At 48.3% G+C, this 23,599-nt stretch carries 26 protein-coding genes; 14 read left to right on the top strand and 12 right to left on the bottom strand.

Translation table 11 applies throughout. The annotated features are described in order from the left end of the window. Window positions 1–190 precede the first annotated feature (190 nt). On the bottom strand, window positions 191–916 hold the full coding sequence (locus tag DYA43_RS09580) for a DUF3379 domain-containing protein (protein WP_061056711.1): 726 nt from the start codon (window positions 914–916) through the stop codon (window positions 191–193). After that, window positions 909–1,415 (bottom strand): sigma-70 family RNA polymerase sigma factor, encoded by a 507-nt coding sequence (locus DYA43_RS09575; protein WP_206384205.1) that lies wholly within the window; start codon window positions 1,413–1,415, stop codon window positions 909–911. Before DYA43_RS09575 ends, DYA43_RS09580 begins: the two co-directional genes overlap by 8 nt. 624 nt (window positions 1,416–2,039) lie before the next feature. Here DYA43_RS09575 and fadI point away from each other — a divergent pair. From fadI to DYA43_RS09560, 3 genes are all read left to right on the top strand, one after another. Further along, entirely contained in the window at window positions 2,040–3,347 is a 1,308-nt protein-coding gene (fadI, locus tag DYA43_RS09570) for an acetyl-CoA C-acyltransferase FadI (protein WP_061056710.1), read from the top strand. Next, window positions 3,347–5,473 carry a fatty acid oxidation complex subunit alpha FadJ gene (gene fadJ, locus DYA43_RS09565; RefSeq protein WP_061056709.1) on the top strand — a complete coding sequence of 709 codons (2,127 nt, stop codon included), beginning with the start codon at window positions 3,347–3,349 and terminating at the stop codon, window positions 5,471–5,473. Before fadI ends, fadJ begins: the two co-directional genes overlap by 1 nt. A gap of 137 nt (window positions 5,474–5,610) precedes the next feature. Then, window positions 5,611–6,159: an NAD(P)H nitroreductase gene (locus tag DYA43_RS09560; RefSeq protein WP_061056708.1), complete on the top strand. Its 549-nt coding sequence runs from the start codon at window positions 5,611–5,613 to the stop codon at window positions 6,157–6,159. Window positions 6,160–6,219: 60 nt separating this feature from the next. Here the strand turns inward: DYA43_RS09560 and DYA43_RS09555 are convergent, their stop codons facing one another. Further along, complete coding sequence (locus DYA43_RS09555) at window positions 6,220–7,095, bottom strand: LysR family transcriptional regulator (RefSeq protein ID WP_024373883.1); 876 nt, start codon at window positions 7,093–7,095, stop codon at window positions 6,220–6,222. Window positions 7,096–7,335: 240 nt separating this feature from the next. Between DYA43_RS09555 and DYA43_RS09550 the strand changes: the two genes are divergently transcribed. The 7 genes from DYA43_RS09550 (at window position 7,336) to recR (ending at window position 13,006) form a co-directional block, all read left to right on the top strand. After that, window positions 7,336–8,439 carry a response regulator gene (locus tag DYA43_RS09550; protein WP_020327899.1) on the top strand — a complete coding sequence of 368 codons (1,104 nt, stop codon included), beginning with the start codon at window positions 7,336–7,338 and terminating at the stop codon, window positions 8,437–8,439. Between the two features lie 188 nt (window positions 8,440–8,627). Continuing rightward, window positions 8,628–8,759: a hypothetical protein gene (locus tag DYA43_RS23075; protein ID WP_020327898.1), complete on the top strand. Its 132-nt coding sequence runs from the start codon at window positions 8,628–8,630 to the stop codon at window positions 8,757–8,759. 91 nt (window positions 8,760–8,850) lie between these two features. After that, on the top strand, window positions 8,851–9,216 hold the full coding sequence (locus DYA43_RS09540; protein WP_038127197.1) for a YbaN family protein: 366 nt from the start codon (window positions 8,851–8,853) through the stop codon (window positions 9,214–9,216). Between the two features lie 130 nt (window positions 9,217–9,346). Next, window positions 9,347–9,892, top strand: coding sequence for an adenine phosphoribosyltransferase (gene apt / locus DYA43_RS09535; RefSeq protein ID WP_020327897.1), 546 nt, complete (start codon window positions 9,347–9,349; stop codon window positions 9,890–9,892). Between the two features lie 21 nt (window positions 9,893–9,913). Beyond that, window positions 9,914–11,983, top strand: a complete 2,070-nt coding sequence (dnaX, locus tag DYA43_RS09530; protein ID WP_061056706.1) for a DNA polymerase III subunit gamma/tau — start codon at window positions 9,914–9,916, stop codon at window positions 11,981–11,983. A gap of 78 nt (window positions 11,984–12,061) precedes the next feature. After that, the gene (locus DYA43_RS09525; protein WP_004726608.1) at window positions 12,062–12,391 is read left to right on the top strand and encodes a YbaB/EbfC family nucleoid-associated protein; all 330 of its coding nucleotides are present in this window, start codon (window positions 12,062–12,064) and stop codon (window positions 12,389–12,391) included. A gap of 15 nt (window positions 12,392–12,406) precedes the next feature. Then, the gene (recR, locus tag DYA43_RS09520) at window positions 12,407–13,006 is read left to right on the top strand and encodes a recombination mediator RecR (protein WP_004726607.1); all 600 of its coding nucleotides are present in this window, start codon (window positions 12,407–12,409) and stop codon (window positions 13,004–13,006) included. 53 nt (window positions 13,007–13,059) lie between these two features. Here the strand turns inward: recR and aqpZ are convergent, their stop codons facing one another. Together aqpZ and DYA43_RS09510 are read right to left on the bottom strand one after the other, a co-directional pair. Continuing rightward, entirely contained in the window at window positions 13,060–13,758 is a 699-nt protein-coding gene (gene aqpZ, locus DYA43_RS09515; protein WP_061056705.1) for an aquaporin Z, read from the bottom strand. 132 nt (window positions 13,759–13,890) lie between these two features. After that, window positions 13,891–14,139, bottom strand: a complete 249-nt coding sequence (locus tag DYA43_RS09510) for a YkgJ family cysteine cluster protein (RefSeq protein ID WP_020327893.1) — start codon at window positions 14,137–14,139, stop codon at window positions 13,891–13,893. Window positions 14,140–14,294: 155 nt separating this feature from the next. Here DYA43_RS09510 and DYA43_RS09505 point away from each other — a divergent pair, with 155 nt between their 5' ends. Together DYA43_RS09505 and DYA43_RS09500 are read left to right on the top strand one after the other, a co-directional pair. After that, complete coding sequence (locus DYA43_RS09505; RefSeq protein ID WP_061056704.1) at window positions 14,295–14,735, top strand: YcgN family cysteine cluster protein; 441 nt, start codon at window positions 14,295–14,297, stop codon at window positions 14,733–14,735. Window positions 14,736–15,040: 305 nt separating this feature from the next. After that, the gene (locus DYA43_RS09500) at window positions 15,041–15,805 is read left to right on the top strand and encodes a DUF4344 domain-containing metallopeptidase (protein ID WP_061057231.1); all 765 of its coding nucleotides are present in this window, start codon (window positions 15,041–15,043) and stop codon (window positions 15,803–15,805) included. A gap of 136 nt (window positions 15,806–15,941) precedes the next feature. Here DYA43_RS09500 and DYA43_RS09495 read toward each other — a convergent pair whose 3' ends face one another. The 5 genes from DYA43_RS09495 to gap all read right to left on the bottom strand — a co-directional run bounded on the left by DYA43_RS09495 (window position 15,942) and on the right by gap (window position 20,485). After that, window positions 15,942–16,295: a hypothetical protein gene (locus tag DYA43_RS09495; protein WP_020327890.1), complete on the bottom strand. Its 354-nt coding sequence runs from the start codon at window positions 16,293–16,295 to the stop codon at window positions 15,942–15,944. Between the two features lie 137 nt (window positions 16,296–16,432). Further along, the gene (locus DYA43_RS09490; RefSeq protein ID WP_061056703.1) at window positions 16,433–17,365 is read right to left on the bottom strand and encodes a ChaN family lipoprotein; all 933 of its coding nucleotides are present in this window, start codon (window positions 17,363–17,365) and stop codon (window positions 16,433–16,435) included. 77 nt (window positions 17,366–17,442) lie between these two features. Continuing rightward, window positions 17,443–18,273, bottom strand: a complete 831-nt coding sequence (rlmA, locus tag DYA43_RS09485) for a 23S rRNA (guanine(745)-N(1))-methyltransferase (RefSeq protein ID WP_020327888.1) — start codon at window positions 18,271–18,273, stop codon at window positions 17,443–17,445. Window positions 18,274–18,355: 82 nt separating this feature from the next. Beyond that, window positions 18,356–19,240 (bottom strand): D-hexose-6-phosphate mutarotase, encoded by an 885-nt coding sequence (locus tag DYA43_RS09480; protein WP_061056702.1) that lies wholly within the window; start codon window positions 19,238–19,240, stop codon window positions 18,356–18,358. A gap of 249 nt (window positions 19,241–19,489) precedes the next feature. Further along, on the bottom strand, window positions 19,490–20,485 hold the full coding sequence (gene gap, locus DYA43_RS09475) for a type I glyceraldehyde-3-phosphate dehydrogenase (protein ID WP_020327886.1): 996 nt from the start codon (window positions 20,483–20,485) through the stop codon (window positions 19,490–19,492). A gap of 338 nt (window positions 20,486–20,823) precedes the next feature. On the opposite strand from gap, the gene msrB reads away from it, so the two are divergent. Beyond that, window positions 20,824–21,228, top strand: a complete 405-nt coding sequence (gene msrB / locus DYA43_RS09470; RefSeq protein WP_061056701.1) for a peptide-methionine (R)-S-oxide reductase MsrB — start codon at window positions 20,824–20,826, stop codon at window positions 21,226–21,228. 42 nt (window positions 21,229–21,270) lie between these two features. Here msrB and DYA43_RS09465 read toward each other — a convergent pair whose 3' ends face one another. Continuing rightward, window positions 21,271–22,092, bottom strand: coding sequence for a DUF2989 domain-containing protein (locus tag DYA43_RS09465; protein WP_061056700.1), 822 nt, complete (start codon window positions 22,090–22,092; stop codon window positions 21,271–21,273). A gap of 114 nt (window positions 22,093–22,206) precedes the next feature. On the opposite strand from DYA43_RS09465, the gene DYA43_RS09460 reads away from it, so the two are divergent. Beyond that, complete coding sequence (locus DYA43_RS09460) at window positions 22,207–22,491, top strand: YeaC family protein (protein WP_020327882.1); 285 nt, start codon at window positions 22,207–22,209, stop codon at window positions 22,489–22,491. 80 nt (window positions 22,492–22,571) lie between these two features. On the opposite strand, the gene ansA is transcribed toward DYA43_RS09460, so the two are convergent. Next, entirely contained in the window at window positions 22,572–23,585 is a 1,014-nt protein-coding gene (gene ansA / locus DYA43_RS09455; RefSeq protein WP_020327881.1) for an asparaginase, read from the bottom strand. Between the last annotated feature and the right edge of the window lie 14 nt (window positions 23,586–23,599).

Here is a 23,599-nt window from a genome sequence, read left to right as displayed (position 1 = left end):
GAGCAATTGCTCAGTTGGTGGCTGATACTAGACGCAAGTATAGAGTATAGAAATCCGACCATTGTCTAATTGGATGATAAAGTTATAGAAATGATGACCATTTGGCACGAAAATGCTCTGATATGTGATTTTTTAGAGTTTTAACTCTATTTTAACAATTAAAAAACCCGCTCTGGGAGCGGGTTTGGTTTTATTTCGCAGGTTTTATCATCGGCATCAGATGTTCGGCAATCTTAGCGACATTTTCCCCCTCATCGCCAACCAGTATCAGGCTCATGTTGCCTATAGGCTCAATGACACCGGACATTCCGTCTTTGTCGAACTGAACGTTCTGTTTACTCGGCATCGAGGTCAAAAAGAGTGTTACCTTGCCTTTTTCACCCTGAAACACCATGTGAACGGCGTTGGCGTGACCAAATCCGCAGTGGTTCAGGTAATAGACGTGATACGGAAACGTACCGTTCAGGTTGTAGGCGAAAGGTTGCATTTTCGCATTGATTTGGCGCGAACTAACCGCTTCATCTAATGCAGAAACAAACACTTCTTCATCCAAAACGTGTTTAACGGCGATATCTGCAAGACTGGCTTGCGCGGGTGTTACCAACAGGTTGCCCCAATTGACCTGGCCAACGGCTAAACCGATAACAAAAGCAACGGAGGCAGCCATCGCCATCGCACGGCGTACAAAGCGTGGGCGCACGACATTATCGGCAGCCGAACTGTGGCTGAACAAGATTCGATCCGCCAAGCCATCGGGCACATCAACGCGCATTGCTTCAGCAATTCTGGCGTCCAGGTTCAACACATCGTCGGCAAATTTGCTGTTCGCTTCGCTGGAGGCGATAGCTTCGTGCATCGCTTTGTCGCGATGTTTCGGATCCGACAACATGCGGCGGCGAAATTCTAAATCATCCATTTTGCTGCCCCCTGTAATTTTCTGAAGAATCTAACATCTCTTTTAACTGATTGCGTGCCCGAAACAGTCGGGTCATCACGGTGTTTTTGTTGAGTTCCAGTATCTCGGCTATCTCTTCGCCGCTGAAACCTCCAATAACCTGTAGAAACAGCGGCTCGCGATATTCCACATCCAGCTTCATGATTTGCGCGTGCAACCACTCCTGCTGATGGTGGGCATCATCCGAGACTTTGGCTTCGCCGCTATGATCGTCAAGATCGACCAACTCAAACTGCTTGCGTTCGAAACGACGTGCGTTTTCGCGCCGCAATATGGTAATGAGCCACGATTTTGCTGCTTTCTCGTCTTGTAAGCTGTCGAGCGATTTCCACGCCCTTAAGCAGGTTTCCTGCACCAGATCCTGCGCGATGCTCTGGTCTTTACACAACCAATAAGCATAACGGTAGAGATCACGATGGTAAGCACGAACCAGTGCTTCGTATTTTCTTTGTCTGTCCATACCGCTATTGACCGGACGGTTGGAAGTTTTCTTTCCAAATATTTTTAGTAGCGACACAAAAGTCTCCGTTTGTTTACGCCACGTCGGTTAGAGGCCGACGCCTTTTGGGTGTTCATTCTGGTTGTGAGGGTGCTATGCACAATTACTAATCAGTTTGGAAATGTGCTCAGAGATTGTTTTGAATCAAGTTTAGGCCGCGTTGGCCCCATAAAACCAAGATAAAATTGATCTAATTCAAAATCTCATCGTCCGAAGTGGCTATAGTAACTCCTGTCATCTAGTTAGTCATTGCGACTAGCGTGTTGAGCAAGATGACACTTCCTTTTGAAGGCTGACTTTACTTTCTCCTAATCAGGAAACTGATTATTTTCAATTGGCGTAAGTTAATTGCTTTAAAAAACATTCCGACCACACAGTTATGTGTGGTTTTTTTTTTGCCCGCATTTCCCCCACCATTCTATTGCTTACCCTCCGTGACAAAGACTGGACGAGTAAACTTCTTGATTCAACTACACTTAATCCGTGTTTCGATGCAAATATCACGTTATTCCAAACAGTTGTTTGATTGTCTTAACAATCTCGTTACAATGCATCAGGTCAGACCTCTTATTCTAAGGAGAAACAATGGGCAAACAGGAAGTGAGAACACGTTCGGGTGAACGTGTAGCTGTCGTAGCGGGTCTACGTACTCCCTTTGCGCGCCAAAGTACAGAATTTGGCCAAGTGCCAGCTGTTGATTTGGGCAAAATGGTTGTCAGCGAGATGCTGGCAAGAACGGATATCGATCCTGCGCTGATCGAGCAGGTGGTATTTGGTCAGGTAGTGCAGATGCCGGAAGCACCCAACATTGCACGTGAAATCGTACTGGGCACTGGCATGAACATTCATACCGATGCTTACAGTGTGACCCGAGCTTGTGCGACCAGCTTCCAGTCCGCCGTCAACGTGGCCGAAAGCATTATGGCTGGCACGATTGATATCGGTATCGCTGGTGGTGCGGATTCGTCGTCTGTTTTGCCGATTGGCGTTTCCAAGAAGCTGGCTTCCAGTCTGCTTGCGCTAAGCAAAACCAAAACGCTAGGTCAGAAGCTGAACGTCTTGAAATCATTGTCTCTGAAAGATTTGATGCCAGTGCCGCCGGCAGTGGCGGAATACTCAACCGGTTTATCTATGGGACAGACGGCTGAGCAGATGGCGAAGTCACATGGCATTTCGCGTCAGGATCAGGATGCGCTTGCGCACCGTTCTCACACACTGGCAGCGCAGGCATGGAAAGACGGTAAGATTTGTGGCGAAGTGATGACGGCTTTCCCTGAACCGTACAAAAAGTGGATCGATACTGATAACAACATTCGTCTGGATTCGACTCTTGAAGGCTATGCCAAACTTCGCCCGGCGTTTGATCGCCAATACGGCAGTGTGACCGCTGCGAACAGTACGCCACTGACCGATGGCGCGGCGGCCATCATGCTGATGCGTGAAGGCCGCGCGAAAGAGTTAGGGCTTGAGATCCTCGGCTACATTCGCTCTTACGCATTTTCCGCGATCGGTGTTGAAAAAGACATGCTGATGGGCCCGTCTTACGCGACACCGATGGCACTCGATCGAGCGGGTATTACGCTCGGCGATCTCACCCTGATCGATATGCACGAAGCGTTCGCCGCACAAACACTGGCTAACCTGAAAATGTTTGCCAGCGATAAGTTTGCCCAAGAATGTTTAGGCCGCAGTCAGGCGATTGGTGAAGTCGATATGGACAAGTTTAACGTACTGGGCGGTTCACTGGCTTATGGACACCCATTTGCGGCGACAGGTGCACGTATGATCACGCAAACACTGCGCGAATTGAAACGTCGCGGCGGCGGTTTGGCATTGAATACCGCATGTGCCGCGGGTGGTCTGGGCGCAGCAATGATTCTGGAGGTGGAGTAATGAGCCAATCTAAAGCATTTCATCTGAGTGTTGATGAGCAGAACATTGCGTGGCTGGCGATTGATGTGCCGGGAGAAAAAATGAACACCTTGCAGGCGGCATTTGCCGAAGACATGCAAGCGGTGTTCAAACAACTGGAATCACAAAAAAGTCAGCTCAAAGGCCTGATTGTACATTCACTCAAGCCCGACAATTTCATCGCGGGGGCGGACGTACGCATGCTGGAGGCCTGTACTTCGGCGCCGGAAGCACAAGCGCTGGCTACTCAAGGTCAGGAAATGTTCCAGCAGTTGTCCGATCTGCCATTCCCTGTGGTCGCTGCGATTCATGGTCCATGTTTGGGCGGTGGCCTGGAGCTGGCTCTTGCGTGTGATTACCGAGTGTGCAGTGATGATGACAAAACCCGTCTTGGTCTGCCGGAAGTGATGCTCGGCCTGCTGCCTGGTTCAGGTGGTACGCAGCGTCTGCCTCGTTTGATTGGCTTGCTGCCTTCGCTGGACTTAATTCTTACGGGTAAGCAGCTCCGCGCCAAAAAAGCGAAAAAGCTGGGTGTGGTTGACGCTTGTGTGCCACAAGCTGTCCTGCTGGATGTCGCCAAGCGCTTTATTGACGAAAAAGGTAAGAAAAAAGGCAAAGTTCCATTGTCGACCAAAGAAAAGCTGATGTCGCAGACGGGCTTTGGTCGCAAAGTGATCTTTGATCAGGCGAGTAAGAAAACGGAACAAAAGACGCGCGGTAACTACCCGGCAGCCAAGGCGATTCTGGAAGTGATTCAGCATGGTCTAGAAAAGGGCATGAAAGCGGGACTTGAGCTGGAAGCCAAGCGTTTTGGTGAACTGGTGATGACACCGGAATCGAAAGCGTTGCGTTCGATCTTCTTTGCTACAACAGAGATGAAAAAAGAGAACGGTTCTGACGCTAAACCGCTGAAAGTGAATCGCGTTGGCGTGTTGGGTGGCGGTTTGATGGGCGCGGGCATCAGCCATGTCAGCGTGGCCAAAGCGAAGGTGCCTGTCCGTATTAAAGATGTGTCTAACGACGGCATCCTGAACGCGCTCAACTACAACTACAAGTTGTTCGACAAGCAGCGCAAGCGCAGAATTCTGAGCAAAGCACAGCTGCAAGCCGAGATGAGCAAGCTCACTGGCGGAACCGATTTCACCAGCTTTAATCATACCGATGTGGTCATTGAGGCGGTGTTTGAAGATTTGTCGCTGAAACAGCAGATGGTGGCGGATATTGAAGCCAATGCTAAGTTGAGCACCATCTTCGCCACCAATACTTCATCGCTGCCGATTCATCAAATCGCCGCCAAAGCGTCACGTCCGGAAAACATCGTCGGCCTGCATTACTTCAGTCCGGTTGAGAAAATGCCGCTGGTGGAAGTGATTCCGCATGAAACGACCTCGGATGAAACCATTTCTACGGTGGTTGCTCTTGCGCGTAAACAGGGCAAAACGCCAATTGTGGTTAAAGACTGCGCTGGGTTTTACGTGAACCGCATTTTGGCGCCGTACATGAATGAAGCCGCCCAAATCCTGATGGCTGGTGAGCCGATTGAAAACCTTGACCGAGCCCTACTTGATTTCGGTTTCCCGGTCGGGCCAATTACTTTGCTGGATGAAGTTGGCGTTGATATCGGTGCGAAGATCATGCCGATTCTGGTCAAAGAGTTGGGGCCGCGTTTCCAAGGGCCGGACGTGTTCGATACGTTGCTGAATGATGGTCGTAAAGGCCGTAAATCGGGTAAAGGTTTCTACAGCTATAAAGGCAGCAAGAAGAAGGAAGTCGACAAGTCAGTATACAAATTGCTGAAGCTGACTCCGGAATCTAAGTTCAATGATAAAGATATCGCATTGCGCTGTATTCTGCCGATGCTGAATGAAGCGGTGCGTTGTCTGGATGAGGGTATTATCCGCAGCCCGCGTGACGGCGATATCGGTGCCATTTTCGGTATCGGTTTCCCGCCTTTCCTGGGTGGTCCGTTCCGCTACATGGATCATATTGGCATCAAAAAGTTGGTCGAACTCATGAATCAGCATGCTGAGAAATACGGTGACCGCTTTGCGCCGTGTGACGGTCTGCTGACGCGAGCTGGTCTGGACGAGCATTTTTATCCGGCGTAATGAACGATATTTTTGTCGTAGACATGAACGGGGCATTGGCCCCGTTTTTTTCTCTCAATCCCGACATCAGCCACAAGTGTCAGCCAAAATTCTGTGCTAGCATAATTCGAAATATCAAGAAGTAAGAAGGATTCAACATGGATGCACTTGAACTGCTGTTAAACCGCCGTTCGGTTGCCAAACTGGATGCTCCCGCACCAGAAGGCAAGGCACTGGAAAATATTATTCGTGCCGGATTGCGCGCACCGGATCATGCCAACCTGATGCCGTGGCGTTTTGTCATTGCTCAGGGCAGCGGATTGCAGAAGCTATCCAACATTCTGGTTAAAGCGGCAATTGCCGATAACAGTGAAGAAGCAGTAGTAACGAAAGTGAAAAATGCGCCATTTCGTGCCCCAATGGTGATCACTGTGATCGCGAAAGTCACGCCTCATGAAAAAGTCCCCGCGTTTGAACAGCATTTGTCAGCCGGATGCGCAGTACAAGCGATGCAGATGGCCGCTATTGCTCAGGGCTATCAGGGTATTTGGCGTTCAGGTAATTGGATGTTCCATCCTGAGGTACATCAAGCCTTTGGTTTGGGAGGCGATGATCAGATAGTGGGTTTCCTTTACTTGGGAACTCCGGGAACCACGCCAATGAAAGTGCCAGAACGCGAGCTGAGCCAGTTTGTGGAATTTCTCTAATCAGCGTGCGTCTGAATTCTCTACGTAAAAGAGGGCCTGTGGCCCTCTTTTTTGTGTCGATCAATGAATGTGGTAAGCAATCACAAAATCAATAAACAGACGGACTTTTTCCGGCAAATGATCTTTGTGGTTGTAGAGCATGTAAATGTCGCGAGGGTTGGCGCTCCAATCACTGAGAACGCGTACCAAGCTGCCATCTGCGATGTATTCACGCAGCATCACATCCGGCATCAGAGTAATGCCTAAGCCTTCTGAACAGGCGCTTCTTACCACGTTCAGTGCGTTGGCCTGAAAACGTCCTTTGTCACCGTTGATGACGGTCTCGCCTTTTGTATTCGTCAGTTGCCATTTAATGAGCGGATAACCTTTCAGCAGCGAGTGATGATTCAGGTCTTCGGCATGAGTTGGCGCGGGATTCTTAGCCAGATAATCCGGGCTGGCGACCAGAATATCTTTCACTTCACTGATTTTTCTCGCAATCAGGCTCGAGTCACGTTGTGGGCCGACGCGGAAAATGACGTCCCACTCGGTTGGATCAAGTTGATCTGCGTGGTTACTGGTGGTCAGTTCAATGTTGATTTCCGGGTACTTTTTCATGAACTCATTGAACATCGGCATCATCATGCGCTTCGTCAAATTATAGGGTGACGAAATTTTGATCTTGCCAGAAGCACCGCGACATTCGTCGGTAATTTCTTCTGCCATTGACGCCAAACGTTGCAATAACGGTGAACAGTCACTAAAAAAACGTTCACCTGCTTCAGTTAAAGAGAGTTTGCGAGCATGGCGATTCAAAAGTCTTAGATTCAGAGAATCTTCAAGCGCTTGAATGCGTCGGGTGATGGTCGCTACAGGAATCATCGTCTTGCGGGAAGTAGCGGTGTAGCTCCCATTTTCGACAACCAGTCGAAAGAGGTTTAGGTCATCTAATTTCATTGTTCCTGACACATTATTTTACGAATTTGAGTAATTTATACGGATATCAGTTGTCAAAGATTGCGTCACGTCAACTTGTCGTGCGATTCGTGATATTCCATACATATAGTATGCAACTGCCGTGCAAAGTGGAATATTTGTATAAATCTTATTTCATGACTACTTTTTAAGTAACGTATGAAACCATCTTATAACAATAAAGCAGATTGTGAACAGGAAGAGCATAGTGAGGTAGAAGCTATGTATAAAACTCACATCAGGGCTAATGAATTCTCGGCTCCCAAACCGCTGTCTGAAAAGCTGATTATGTTAGTTGATGATGATCCGATTTTCAGACGGATCACCAGTGGCTATCTGTCCGCTCAGGGATATAAGGTGATGGAGGCAGAAGACGGCCTGGATGGGCTGAGAAAGCTCAGAAAAGTAGCACCGGATCTGGTGCTGTGTGATTTATCAATGCCAGTGCTCGATGGCATTGAATTCGTTGAAGAAGTAAGTTTGGAATATCCATCTTTACCGATGATAGTCGTGTCTGGCACGGATGAAATGTCTGACGTGGCCAAGGCTTTGCGCTACGGGATCAAGGATTTTCTCGCCAAGCCGATCGGAAATCATGAACATTTAGGTTGCGCTATTGAAAGTACGTTGGAAGATGCCTCGCATCACATGGCTGATCTGCGCGATTTTTCCAGCCAATGGTTCCGAGTCGATGGAGGAGGAGACATTCCCGAAGAACAGGAACTCCACTGGCATCTGGAGTACTTGCACGATAATCCGAGTGCGGCTAAAGACTTGTTACACGCTCTTCTGCCTGATAAAGACACGGCGCAAGGGGTATGGAAATGCAGTTACCGTTTACTGCAGTCCACCGACGTTATGCCGCTGGTTTTTGATTATGCATGGCTGATGAATGGGCAGTTTGCGTTTTATATTGTCGACTCATCCAGCGATGGGGACAAAGGCGTTGCGAGTACCTTATTGGTGCGGGCACTGTTTCACGATTACCTGCGCAACTTACGCAGTTTTAACGCCGATCTCAAAGATTTGGCGGAGATTGTCGAACGTGGCATTGAGTGTTCCGATTGTGCAGAACCGGTCGCGGCTGTTTTCGGTCTCGCCAACCTGAGCGATGGAACCTTGTCTATTCTGCCTGCGGGATTGGATAGTCAGTGGTCGAACGGTTACATGACGCAGCATATTGCGGCGGGTGTAAAGTTGGGCGAAAACTGTATGAAGAATTTCATTACCAAAGACTTATTGATTCATAACGCCTGCCAACTGTCACTCAGTTGCCTTGGCGCCAGCAGTTTTATTCTCGATATCTACCAAGGTGCTGCTACCTAGCGTCCTTCTGCTCACACTCTGCCTACAGAGTGTGAGCTATTTAACCCACCCAGAATAACCACATGCTTTGTCCGTGTTTGTGACAAATTGTTTAAGGTATAGTCAGCGCCTCAAAACAATTATTAATCCGATGCTCTGTTTTTTGGGGCCGGACTGAAAGTAAGTCACCTACACTAGAGAAGCTAATCATGGCAGACAAAGAGTTTAAAGAACCTTACAATGTGCTGTACTTTTTAGGTTTTATTGCAGCCCTGTTGATCCCAACCCTTCCAGCGACCCTGACGTGGATTCGCGTAGTGAACGGTTACGCAGGTTTCTAATCAAGTTTCAAACCCAAATGTCGGCACGGTTCGAGAGTTGGGTTTGGCTTAAGTGAGGTTCACCATCAATATTCGTCATCTGCTGTTAAATATTGTTGGTGGTCTCAGTGTTGGCCTGGGGATTCTGGGCATCGTACTTCCTCTTCTACCTACCACCCCTTTCTTGTTGTTGGCCAGTGCATGCTTTATGCGCAGCAGCCCTCAATTCCATCGTTGGTTGCATCAACATCGACTGTTCGGGCCGATTTTGACTAATTGGCAACAGAACAAAGCTGTTTCCAAGCGGGTAAAGCAACGCGGTTGCATCTTCATACTCCTCAGTTTCGCATTTTCGATTACCGTTATTCCTCATTTATGGTTGAAAGCTCTGCTGTTTGTTGGGCTTGTGGTATTGATCACCTGCTTTCTGCGACTTCCGACTCACGAGCTGGTTGCTAACCAACAAGAAAATCACTAGCATTATGTGGAAGTGTGCCCGCTCTTCGAGTGGGCGTTTGTTTTTTCTGCACGGTGAAAATTGACCGGCGGAAACCTTATTACCTGATTCGGCTCTGTACCGCGTCAGGCCAATCGAAGTTAAATTAGTTATGACAACCGAAACTCTTTCACTGATCAAATCAAGCATCAAAAGCATTCAAGACTACCCAAAACCAGGCATCCTGTTCCGCGACGTGACCAGCCTGCTTGAAGATGCCAAAGCCTATCAGGCAACCATCCAATTATTTTTGGATCGTTACAAAGAGATGGGTTTCACCAAAGTCGTTGGTACTGAAGCGCGCGGCTTCCTGTTTGGCGCGCCATTAGCACTGGAACTGGGTGTGGGTTTTGTGCCTGTTCGCAAACCAGGCAAGCTGCCACGCGAAACCGTAGCGCAAACCTACGATTTGGAATACGGCACTGACACTCTAGAAATCCACGTAGATGCGATCAAACCAGGCGACAAAGTACTGGTAGTGGATGATTTGCTGGCAACTGGCGGTACGATTGAAGCGACAACAAAACTGATCCGTCAGTTGGGTGGTGAAGTTGAGCATGCAGCGTTTGTTATCAACCTGCCAGAAATTGGTGGTGACAAGCGTCTTGAAGGTTTAGGCTTGAACGTTTACAGCATCTGTGAATTTGAAGGTCACTAAACACTCACATCGGAAGGTTTCATGAGTTATCTTGCCTTAGCGCGAAAATGGCGACCCACCAAATTTAACGAAGTCGTGGGTCAGGCACATGTATTAACGGCTTTAGAAAATGCTCTGGCGCAGAACCGATTGCACCATGCGTACCTGTTTAGCGGCACGCGTGGTGTTGGTAAAACGACCATCGGTCGTCTGTTTGCCAAAGGACTAAACTGTGAAACGGGCATCACCGCCACACCATGTGGTGAATGTGCGACGTGTAAAGAGATCGATCAGGGGCGATTTGTCGACCTGTTGGAGATCGATGCGGCCTCACGAACTAAAGTCGAAGATACCCGTGAACTGCTGGATAATGTTCAGTACAAACCAGCTCGCGGTCGCTTTAAGGTCTACCTGATTGACGAAGTACACATGTTGTCTCGTCACAGCTTTAACGCGCTGCTGAAAACCTTAGAAGAGCCGCCAGAGTATGTGAAATTCTTGCTGGCAACGACGGATCCGCAGAAACTTCCTGTGACGATTTTGTCTCGTTGTCTGCAATTCCACCTCAAACCGATCAATGTTGAAAACATTCAGCATCAGTTGGAACACATCCTAGCTGCCGAACAGGTAAGCAGTGAAAGTAAAGCACTGGCGATGATTGCGCATGCCGCCGATGGCAGTATGCGTGACGCGCTGAGCTTAACCGATCAGGCCATCGCTCTTGGCAACGGCCAGGTGCAGCAGGAAGTGGTGTCTCATATGTTGGGGACACTCGATACCGATCAAGCGTTGCATTTACTGCAAGCGATCAGCAGCACGCAACCACAAACCGTCATGGACAGCATTGAAGCACTGGCTCAAAACGGTGTGGAGTGGGACGGATTGTTGCAGCAACTGGCGGCGCAGCTTCATCGTGTCGCGATGTATCAAGCGCTGCCATCCAGCATTGATAAAGCGCAGCCTGATGCTGAGAAAATTCAGTGGCTGGCCAAAAGCCTATCGCCGCAAGATGTACAGCTCTATTACCAGATTGCAATCAAAGGTCGTGATGATTTGTCGTTGTCACCAACGCCGCGTGTTGGTATCGAAATGATCACTCTGCGTATGATGGCGTTCCGACCGTCGCAGGCTTCGGTTGCACAGGTGATTTCGACTCAGCCAGCAGCAGTTGCGCCAAGTCAGACTCAAGCTGTTCAGCCTTCAGCAGCGCCAGTATCCGCATCTCAAGCGCCACACGCGACACCAAGAGTTCAGCCGCAGCCAGCCGAGTACGAGCGTCCTTCAGCTCCGCCGCCGAGTGTACCTGAGCCGATGAGTGAACCTGTGCCTCAACCTGCGCCGCAAAGTGCTTCACAACCAGAGGCGCCCGTTCAACAACCAACAGTTGAGAGTGAAAGCAAACCATCGCCGATGGTGGGATTGCGTCATCAACTGCGTTCTCAGCGTCAAGGTCTGGCTCAGAAAGGTTCTGATCCAAAAAAGCCTGATGCGGCATCTGCTAAACCGGTCTCGGTTCTTGAGCGTGTAGCCCAGCGTGGCCAGCATGCTGCGCAGATGTCGCCTTATTCTGCGACGTCTGTCGATGACACTCCGGATGATGAAGCGTATCAATGGCGTCCTACGCAAAACCTGCCAGTGGAAACGCAGGCAAAGAGTGAGTTGACGCCAACGCAGATCAAACGTGCCCTAGAACATGAAAAAACGCCGGAAATGACTGAAAAGTTGATTCATGAGGCGATTGAACTCGATCAGTGGGCCAGCCTGATTCAACGTTTACATACGGCGAAATTGGTGGAGCAGCTAGCGCTGAATTCGACCTACAAGAAAAACGGAGCGTCGATTGAGCTGACATTGCGTCCATCGCACGCACACCTCAATACGGACAAAGCGCAGAGTGAACTTCTGCAGGCTCTGAATGACCAATTGAATGAGGATTGTCATCTGTCCGTCACCATCGGTGAAGACGGTGAAACACCTTTAGAGCTTAGAGAGCGCCTTTATCAGGGCAAACTCTCACGTGCCATCGACAATCTGGTGGCCGATCCTAATGTACAATTTATTGAGCGACGTTTTAGCGCTGAACTTGATAAAGACAGTGTTAGACCGATTTAACGGCAACTGCGGGCTTGAGATTTACATCAATCAACCCCACAGTATGTAAAACAATTAAGATAAACCAGAGAGACAAAGATGTTTGGTAAAGGCGGTATGGGCAACCTAATGAAGCAAGCCCAACAAATGCAAGAACGCATGCAAAAGCTTCAAGAAGAAATCGCAAACATGGAAATCACCGGTGAATCTGGTGCTGGTCTGGTCAAAGTGACAATCACTGGTAGCCACAGCGTACGCCGTGTTGACATCGACGAGAGTCTGATGGAAGACGACAAAGAGATGCTGGAAGACCTGATTGCTGCTGCGTTTAACGACGCCGCGCGCCGTGTTGAAGAAGCTCAGAAAGAAAAAATGGCGGGCGTGACTGGCGGTATGCAACTACCACCAGGCATGAAAATGCCGTTCTAACGACGAGTTAATTTAATGCGTACCAGTCATATGCTGGAGCATTTGATGGAGGCCTTACGTTGTCTGCCCGGGGTTGGCCCCAAGTCAGCGCAGCGTATGGCCTTTCATTTGTTGCAAAGAGACCGCAAAGGCGGCTTGCAACTGGCAGATGCTCTGAGTCAGGCAATGGTGGAAATCGGCCATTGCAGCGAATGTCGCACCTTCACAGAAGAAGAAGTGTGTCACATCTGTCAAAACCCTAAACGCCAGGAAAACGGTCAGCTATGCGTGGTGGAAAGCCCTGCTGATATCGCCGCTGTGGAAGCGACCGGTCAGTACTCCGGACGTTATTTCGTGTTGATGGGGCACCTGTCTCCACTTGATGGGATTGGGCCAAGTGATATTGGCTTGGATGTGCTGGATTTTCGTCTTCAACGAGGCGGTATTTCCGAAGTGATCCTAGCCACCAATCCGACGGTGGAAGGCGAAGCGACCGCACATTACATTGCGGAATTGTGCCGCGAACATGATGTCTCCGCCAGCCGAATCGCTCATGGTGTGCCTGTCGGCGGTGAGTTGGAATTGGTCGACGGCACCACGCTGTCTCACTCATTACTCGGCCGACAAAAGTTGTAAAAAAACCGCGCTTTCAAGCGCGGTTTTTTATGAGCAGAGCGTCATTGAATGATTTAAGCAGAGACTTGTTCTGCGAGCAAAGAACGGTAAATTAACGCACCCAGAGCACCACCGACAATCGGTGCTAACCAGAATAGCCACAATTGAGAAATTGCCCAATCACCTACGAACAATGCGACCGCAGTACTGCGTGCTGGGTTGACGGATGTGTTGGTGACAGGAATGCTGATTAAGTGAATCAAAGTCAGGCACAAGCCGATTGCGATAGGCGCAAAACCCTGCGGCGCGCGATTATCGGTAGCACCCATGATCACCAAAAGAAACATAGCGGCCATGACCACTTCTGACACCAATGCGGCGGTCAGAGAATATCCACCCGGTGAATGATCACCAAAACCGTTGGCCGCAAAACCTGAAGCGGCAACATCAAAACCTGTCTGGCCAGACGCGATCACATACAAGATAGCGGCAGCAATCACACCACCAATCACTTGAAATACGATGTAAGGAATCACGTCTTTGGCTGAGAAGCGACCGCCTACCCAAAGACCAACGGTGACTGCCGGGTTAAGGTGACAACCGGAAATATGACCAATGGCGAATGCCATTGTTAAAACAGTGAGGCCAAACGCCAATGCGACGCCGAGCAAGCCAACCCCCACATCGGGAAAGCCTGCGGCCAATACAGCACTGCCACAACCACCGAGAACCAGCCAAAAGGTGCCGAACATTTCAGCGATATACTTATTCATAAATTAAACCTTGCAAAGTGTGTGGAAAATTCCAAAAACGCAAGGAAAATACTGCTAAACGAAAGGGGTAAAGTCAGGGAATTGCAAACACTTGAGGACAGTAGCGTAAACAAAGATTGTGAAACTGATCTCTTATGTGAGTTGCTCTAATTCGGTGAGATTCGCCATTGCTTCCTGGTTTGTCTGACCACAAACTACGGGACATGGTTTAAAGTGATGGCAGACGGCTGGGCGTTCTGGCTTGCCGAACAGTTTGCACAGATTGTTTTCGTTGAGCTGAATACAACGAACCCCGGCAGGTTTGCCATTTGGCATACCCGGAATAGGGGAAGAGATGCTTGGCGCAATGCAGCAGGCGCCGCAGCCTAATCGACAGTCCATCATGACCTCGCTTTTGTGTATCCGCTCAATAAGGGCGCCGATCCTAACAGAAATCAGGCTTCATCACAGCGAAATTGCAGAATATTTATCCTTGAACTTTGTGGGGGAGGAGGGTATAAATCGTCCCCCTGAAACAAGACTGGAAAACAGGTGTTATGAGTACTCCATTTTGGCAAAGTAAAACTCTGGATCAAATGACAGAAGCAGAGTGGGAATCTCTGTGCGACGGCTGTGGCAAATGCTGCCTGCACAAGCTAATGGATGAAGACTCCGATGAGGTGTATTACACCAACGTCGCCTGCAGTTGGCTGAACAGCGAAACTTGCTCTTGTAAAGATTACCCTAACCGTTTCAATTCAGGCGAAGAGTGCCTGAAGCTGACTCGTGATAAAATCGACGAGTTTAACTGGTTACCGGATACCTGTGCTTATCGCTTGCTGGCGAGAGGCGATACGTTGCCAGAGTGGCACCCATTGATCACCGGCTCAAAAGAAGCGATGCATGCGGCCAACGAAAGCGTGCGCAATAAAGTCGTTTACGAAATTGATGTGATCGACTGGGAAGACCACATTTTGAACCATCCTTCGAGACAGTAAGTAAACAAGGCGCGATAAGGCTTTATTCAATGCCTTATCGCCATAAATCCCATCAAAAAGCACATATTACGAATCTCTGTCGCCACTTCGTCGTCATCTTTTCAGGTTATTTATCTTCAAGTCGAGTTCTAACAAGGTCACTTTAACGTCTGAGAATTATTGACGCCTTTAAGTTTAAGCTAAAGCTAGATAATGACTAGTTGCCCATGTCGAGTTGCAATTCAGCCAAAGCACCGTTTGTCTTTGCTTTTAGACATTGAAGTTCTGCTAAGATGCTTTTCTCGCATTTAGATAAGAAGACCGACATGAAAATCTTAGTAGCGCTACTGGTAACCTGTTTCTCTGTGACTTCCGCATTAGCTAAGAGCAATATCAGTATTGAGTTTTCTCCCCCTCAATCTAAAGAGGAACAGCAGACGGTTCAGGACATCAATGATAGTGGTGTTAACAAGATAGTTGTCGCATTATCAGATTCTTTGTTTCCATTTGATGACTTGTTAAAAATTCATTACGGTGAAAATGAGGGACCGTTATATGACCCAGAAAATCATGTGATATCTATCCCTTATACTTTCTATACTGAAGCGCTGAATTATTTTCAAAAAAATGGCTATGCGGAGAAATATGGACGCTCTGTGAAAGAGGGTGCATCGGATACCTTGTTACACACACTGTTGTATGAAATTGGCCACGCATATATTGCAGATAAGGGTATTCCAATCCTTGGTAAAGAAGAAGATGTGGTCGATAACTTCGCCACAATCATTTTGCTAGATTATGTCGATGATGGCAGCGAGATAGCCATCAGTGCTGCTGATATGTTTGCATTTGAGTCTGAAGAACGGCCAGAGTATTACCAATCCGATGAATACATAGATGAGCATAGTTTTGACTTGCAAAGATATTTTTCAACAGTTTGTTTGGTATATGGTAGCAACCCTAAAGAATACGCGTATCTGCTAGATGAAGTGGGTAAAGATTACCTCAAAGATAGAAAGGAATTCTGCATCGACAATTATCAGCAGGTAAACAATAACTGGCATACATACTTGCCAGTAAGAACATTATGACCAACAACCGACGGTTGTTTAACGCTTTGTGTTTATGAAAACGACTAACGCAACACACAGGTCAAACATTGGAGTTTGATCTGTGTGTCAATGAGCGGGAAAGCCTTAGTAGTGCTTTCGAAATGAGAGTGTGTCTCTAAATCAAAAGCAAAATACTGCCGATCGTTGCCGCAGCGGAAAGATATTGCCCCGCGGAATAAGAGGAGTCATCTTCTTTCTTCACGTCATTTGGGTGACCCATGCCGAGAGCGCCATAGGTAAAGGATTCCACTTTATCACCCAGGCTTTTATCCTTGATGTCTGGTGTCTTTCCATCTTCAATTTCTTTCAGAGCGGCAAGCAAGGCTTTGCCTTCTTCCGACAGCGTCACTTTATTCTGCTCAACCTTGAGTGGTGCAGGCTCAGATTTCTGTTCGCTCGTCGCCGACACCTGAGATTTCACCGTTTGGGGGGAATACAGCTGCGCTGATCCTACGCCTACTGGGTTCATACATCTCTCCTAATTTGCCTCTCAGTCACTATATCGACAGGGGTGTGAAAAACTTGTGCGATTTTTACACATTTTGTGTGCTAATTCGTCAAGCAAACATTATGCCTGTTTTGATAATCATCAGGATTAAAAGCAAACTATTCGTTGTTCAATGGCTTACAGGTTAAATCGGCATTGCGATGTGTCAGCTGTTTAAACGCTTCCATCTGATGTTCAGGTTTAACGTAGCGCACTGGCGGCGCAAGCACCCGCAGCTGATAGTCTTGTCCTTCTGTTTGCCAGTCTGAAACAGGAGTGACAACAACGATGTTCAGCGATGGATTACGACGCAGAATGGATGCGGCGGTTCCTAGGCCATTCTGAGAATGGAATAAGCCAGCAATATGCATCACGCGTGCGCCCGGATGCTTAGTCAGGTAATTCACAATACTTTCCGCCATTGTTTCATCCCAGGTGATCTGTGCGGCAAATTGGTTCTCGGTTTGTTGGGGTGTGCCATGATGCATGGAAGCCATAAACTGTTGTTTGTAGACTGAATCTTGCGTATTGATTTGCGCTGCAACCTGAAGGCGTTCATCGGGTGCCAGCTGCTCGAGATAAGCCGCGCCATAGCGGCCGATGCAGCGCACGATAGATTTAGGGGCATTGGCGGCAATGACGGCAATTTTCTGCTGCTTGGCAAGTTCTACCAAAGGCCGGTAATCACTTTCATAGTTTGGCCAGGCACTGGTTTGTTGAATCAGATATTGTTCGCCGATTTCACCCCGCAGGTATGCATCCACGAGGGCTTGATCCGGGCGAGAAAACTGTTCCATCGATAGCGCAACCGGGCGTTTTGATTTGCTCAATTCTTGCAGCAACTCAGTTTGAAAACGGTGAATGCCGGCATGGGTGTGCCATTCGCCGATTAAGATGACATCAGCGTTTCGGATGTCCTGAGCAAACTGCGATAGCGTGAGTGAGTTACCCTTAGGGGAGGCGAGTTGATAGTCGTAATAAGTGGTAACTTGGGGTGTTGCTGCGCAACCCATGAGGGATGCTGAAAGCAGTAGGGGTAGGGCAAATCGCATAAAAGGCCTCCATTGAAAATCGGCTAATGGTAATGGAGAGCCTTTTGGGTTGCAAATAAAATGAGAATTATTATCGTTTATTCGCTTGGGGATTGTTTACGGTAAACTCGCAACATAAAGTCCGCTTCACACTCAAATTGCTCAGAGGCACGAACCTCAGATTTGAACTCTTCGCTGGCACGCCATGCGAACGGTGTCATCTGTAGCAGGTCAAACGCCTCTTCTCCGGATAATGTCATCATATAGTTCAGCTTTTGCTGAGTTTCCAGCTCAAAACCATCGATGATCTCAGGTTGCTCTTCATGGAGGCGAACATCTTGATAAATGCCTTGTTTGAACTGATAAAGATGACGTGCAGCGGGCGTTACCGTGATCACAGCACCATTGTTTCGCACACAGCGCTGCAACTCTTCAGCTTTGCACGGCGCATAAATGCGCAGAATGCCATCCAGTGATGCATCTGCAAACGGCAGACGATGGCTGGATGCAACGGTGAACTCACAGTTGGTGTAACGTTTGGCTGCGTATCGAACCGCAATTTTGGAGATATCTAGTCCGTAAGTTTGTGCTTGTGGGTTTTGAGCTTGAAGCGCGTTGGCGACGTAAGTGGTGTAGTAGCCTTCGCCACAACCAATGTCCAGCAGTTGATGTTGGCTGCCTTGCAGCGCCTGAGCACACAGTACCGCGATTTGGTCACGCATAGGGTCATAATGGCCCGCTTCCAGAAAACGGCGTCTGGCCTGCATCATCTCTTTATTATCACCGGGATCTTTGGAGCGCTTGTGATGGGCTGGCATCAGGTTGACGTAACCTTCTTTGGCGACATCAAACTGGTGACGGTTTTCACAGGCGTAAGTCCGTTCGGTTAAAGATAAAGGTTGCTGACATAGGGGACACTGGTAAGCCATGGTGATCTCACGTTAAAAATTGAGGCGTAAGTTTAGCGGCAAGCACACAAAATAAAAAGGACAGCCGAAGCTGCCCTTAGCATTATTTCACGGACAATGTGGTTGTCAGTAAATACTGCTCACCCGGTTGAAGGGTTTTGCCTGCCGATAGGCAAGGCGCATGTAGAGTCGACTCTACACACAGCATAGTTTTGTAGCCATCGTCAGTCATATCACCAATCGATGCGGCGCCTTGTGACCAAGGGTTCCACAACACTGCCGAGTTGTGGCCGCTATTTTCGACCACCAACGTGCGTTTTAATACCGGGTCCTGCACTTCGATTTGTGCTTCCGGTTGAGTGTAGACGCGATCAATCGTGTCAGTCAGAACCAGAGTTTCACCACCTTGACAAACTTTGGCGTCTTGCAGGCTGTCGATGTATTCCGCGCCCATGCCTGTGGTTTGTACCTGAGTGATGTCGCCCACGTTCAGGTACGTATGCAGTGCACCGGAGAAGGTCCAGGCTTTTTCATCTGTATTGTGGATTTCCAGAGAGACTTTTAGCTGCTCGGACACTTCGACATGCAGCAGAACGTCAAACTGATATGGCCAGATTGCCAGAGTGGCGTCGTTTGCGTTCAAGCCAAGGGTCACTATCACGCCTTGTTCGTTTTCGCGATGCTCAACGAGTCGCCATTCGCTGCTGCGGGCAAAACCGTGACCAGGATTCGCTAAACGACCAAACCAGGGCCAGCAAACCGGAATGCCACCGCGCAGAGCGGTTTTGCCATCAAAAATTGCCGCATCACTCATCCAAATGAGATCAGGTTGTCCGGCGGGTTGGAATGAGACCACGTGGCCGCCATGCAGAGCAATACCTGCTGTGGCTTTTTCATGAATCACGCGGACGATTTTAACCTGTTGGTACTCGACTACAGTCACGCAGTCGGATAAAACGGTGAGGGCAGAAAGAGACTGTAAATCCATAAGTAACGCTCCTGAGTATTGCGCTCCGGGCCTGAATACCTTGCGGCTACTATCTCTTATGTCTTTCGGTGGACCGTCCAGCGATGCAGGACGAGCGACTCAAAATGACCGCCGTGGGTATGCGGGGAACGCCTTGTACATCGGCAACAAACATGCTGCCGACAAAAGTCAGAGACTAAAAAGGCGACCCTAGAGTCGCCTTTCGTTCTACGCTTTATCAATAAGATTAAGCTTCGCTAAACGCTTACATTATTTAGAGATGTGAGCGATCAGGTCTAGAACTTTGTTTGAGTAACCGATTTCGTTGTCGTACCAAGATACAACTTTAACGAATTTGTCAGTCAGTGCGATACCAGCTGCTGCATCGAATACAGAAGTACAAGTTTCGCCGATGAAGTCTTGAGAAACTACTGCGTCTTCAGTGTAGCCTAGAACGCCTTTCAGTTCGCCTTCAGAAGCTTCTTTCATTGCTTTACAGATGTCTGCGTAAGAAGCTGCTTTGTCTAGGTTAACAGTCAGGTCAACTACAGAAACGTTAGCAGTTGGTACGCGGAAAGCCATACCAGTCAGTTTGCCGTTCAGTTCTGGAAGAACAACGCCTACTGCTTTAGCTGCACCAGTTGAAGATGGGATGATGTTCTGAGAAGCACCACGACCACCGCGCCAGTCTTTCGCAGAAGGACCGTCAACAGTTTTTTGAGTTGCAGTAGTAGCGTGAACTGTAGTCATAAGACCAGACACGATACCGAACTTGTCGTTAAGAACTTTAGCGATTGGAGCCAGACAGTTTGTAGTACAAGAAGCGTTAGAAACGATGTCTTGACCTGCGTAAGTGTCGAAGTTTACGCCGTTAACGAACATTGGAGTTGCGTCTTTAGAAGGACCAGTCAGAACAACTTTCTTCGCACCAGCAGTGATGTGCTTACGTGCAGTCTCGTCAGTCAGGAACAGACCAGTTGCTTCAGCTACAACGTCAACACCGATTGCGTCCCATTTCAGGTCTTCTGGGTTACGTTCTGCAGTAACACGTACAGTCTTACCGTTTACGATCAGGTTACCACCTTCAACTTCAACAGTACCGTTGAAACGGCCGTGAGTTGAGTCGTATTTTAGCATGTATGCCATGTAATCTACGTCGATCAGGTCGTTGATACCTACAACTTCGATGTCATTGCGCTCTTGTGCTGCACGGAATACGAAACGACCGATACGGCCAAAACCGTTAATACCTACTTTGATAGTCATTATAGTTGCTCCACAACTTAATTTCTGATTAAAGATAACTGGTAGTAAAATTACAGAATCCAGTAAAAGTCTGCAACAGATAATCGGACTTAACTTGTTTAAAGTCAAAAAAAAGCGACGCTTTTTTTAACAATCGGTTGCAAATGGTTAATTTTTAAACTCGACACTGCTTATTATCTCTACCAATTGACGTAAAATACCCGAGTTATCTTAGGTAATTTAGAAAACGAAAATCCACCGTGTCATGGTGAGAAAGTATGTGCTACAAAGCGCGATGTACGCAAGTTTTTATCCAAAAAATGCACATGAATACGCTATAAGAAAGGAAAGAAAGTAACGTGGTTCTGAAAGACGAAAAAGTAAAAAAACCTGATGAATACTGGCGTGAACGCCTGAGTGAAGAAGAATACTATGTATGCCGTGAGCGAGGGACGGAGGCTCCTTTCACTGGCAAACTTTTGCATAATAAAGAGACAGGGATTTACCACTGTACATGCTGTGAAGCGCCACTTTTCCGCTCTGAAAACAAGTATGATTCTGGGTGCGGTTGGCCGAGTTTTGATGCACCAGTTAACGATGAAGCTATTCGTTATTTAGATGATCGTAGTCACGGAATGGTGCGTACTGAAATCCGTTGTGCAGCCTGTGACAGCCATTTAGGGCACGTTTTTCCCGATGGCCCGGTGACGACTGGCGAACGATTTTGTGTAAATTCTGTGTCGTTAATTTTCAACAAAATTTAAAAAAGCGGTGAAACTTTCACCGCTAATTGTTGAAACTTTACATCATTCCAAGATGTTAGGAATCATGTGGCTGGAGAATTGGCCTGTGTTAATCGCTTTGATGACTTCGTCTGCCAAACCTTCCAGCCGCTTAAATTTGTCCGGACTGAATCCGTAGAGCAATTCCAGTTCGGCTGGGGTTGCCAGCGGTACACCAAATGATTTGCCTACCATGGCCCATACATAGGCGTGTTCTTTGTCATTCAGCGCTTGGTAAGTGCTCGCGAGTGATTTAAAAATCTCTGTGTTGACGGTTTGACCATTACTGAGTTCCAACGCATGGTTCAGCAGGCGGATGGTCTTTTCACGATCCCGCGACGTGTAGAATGTCGCCAAAGCGTATTGCAGTTCGGCGGTTTCCAGCTCGGGCTTGCCTTCCATTTGCAGGAATTCACGGCGCGCCTGATTATCACCAGTCTGGCTCCACAAGAAATAGAGCGAATGCGGCGTACGCATTTGACGCAGCTCGCTAACCAGGCGTTCTTGCTCTTTGCCGGTATGAATTAGCGCATCAAAACGCCTTTCCTTCAGCGCCGATTGATCAATCGGCTGGATCTGCGATGCTAGCTCCAAGCACTTGCGGTAGGCACTAACGAAGGAATATTCCTGAATTTTGTTGTCCACACTCGGATTTTTGAGCACCTCATAGCGGTGCCAGATTAGATCGGTACGCGGAATACGGCACTGGCCGTCGTCCATGTTGAGGTGTTCGCAACGCAGGTTAGGGTTATCAGCGCAGAGCTTTTCTGTGTTCTTACGATTCTCAAAACATCCGCTGAGTAACAACGGTAGAGACAAAATAACTAAGGTTTTTACGCTGTTCATAATGTTGGCTTGTGATCCGATACACTTATTTATTTAGCTGGTCTTGACTCGATATGCCAGCCAGTTAAGGTGACGCGAACTGTTTTTATCAGCTGTGTTAAATAGGAAACAATCATGGATGCAAATCAATTAATCGATGCAATCACACCCGAAGCGTATGAGCGTTTAGTGTTCGCTGTGGAAACGGGTAAGTGGCCTGAGGGTACAACACTTTCTCAGGAGCAGCGAGATTACTGTATGCAAGCTGTGATGTTGTATCAGTCAAAACACAATCTGAATGCCGACCACATGAGTGTCGGTGTGGGGGGCGATGTGGTGTTTAAATCAAAAGCGGAGCTGAAAAAGCGTTTTCAGCAGGGCCAGGAAGACATCGTTCGCATCAATCCAAACCAAGAGTAAGTCGTCGGCTCTGTGCATGAGTGCAGAAAGTCATATAAAAAACCCCGCTTTGGCGGGGTTTTGTCTCTCTATTCGTCGCGTTACAGGCTCATTTCGCCACGCAGAACTTGTTGCATGCGCACTTTCACTTCTTCGTACGATAAGTTCTGGCTCAATAGGTAATGCAGTTTTGCCAATGCTGCTTCCGGAGTCATATCAAAACCGCTGATCACGCCGGCATCTGCCAGCGCACAGCCTGTCGCATAACCGCCCATGTTGACTTTACCCGCCAGACATTGGGTCAGGTTCACTACGATCACGCCGCGTTCAGAGGCATCTTTCAACTGCGCCAGTAGCTCTGGTTTTTGTGGTGCGTTACCGACACCGAACGTCAACAGAATCATCGCGTTCACAGGTTGCAACAGCGTGTTGCGAATCACTTCGTGTGAGATACCCGGATACATAGTGATCACGCCGATTGGCTGTGGAGTGATGTTCTGTACACGGAATTCGCCTTCCGGTTGCACGCCCAGTTTCACGTTGTTGCTCACCTGAATGTTAATACCCGCTTCCAGCAGGGGTGGCAGGTTAGGTGAGGTGAAAGCGTTAAAACCATCCGCATGGGATTTGGTACTGCGGTTTCCGCGCATCAGCTGATTGTTGAAGAACAGCGTCACTTCGTTGATCGGGTAATTCGCCGCAATGTGTAACGCGTTAAGCAGGTTTGCTTGGCCGTCAGAACGCAGCTCTGCCAGCGGGATCTGTGAGCCGGTTACGATGACTGGCTTACCCAGGTTTTCCAGCATGAACGACAGTGCAGAGGCGGTATAAGCCATGGTATCAGTGCCATGCAGAATCACAAAACCATCGTATTTGTCGTAGTTGTCGCGAATGTCGTCCGCAATTTTCTGCCAGTCCTCTGGCGTCATATCGGAAGAGTCGATCAGCGGTTCGTATTCATGAATGGTGAACTGTGGCATTTCCGGACGGTGGAATTCCGGCATACTCGCCAGTTGCTTCTCCATAAAGCCTTCAACCGGCACGTAACCATGATCGGATTTTTTCATACCGATGGTGCCGCCAGTGTAGGCGATATAGATATGTTTTCTTGTCATGGGGGACATCACTT

The organism is Vibrio fluvialis (assembly GCF_900460245.1).
Taxonomy (GTDB): Bacteria; Pseudomonadota; Gammaproteobacteria; order Enterobacterales; family Vibrionaceae; genus Vibrio; species Vibrio fluvialis.
This window is presented reverse-complemented; position numbering and strand designations above follow the sequence as displayed.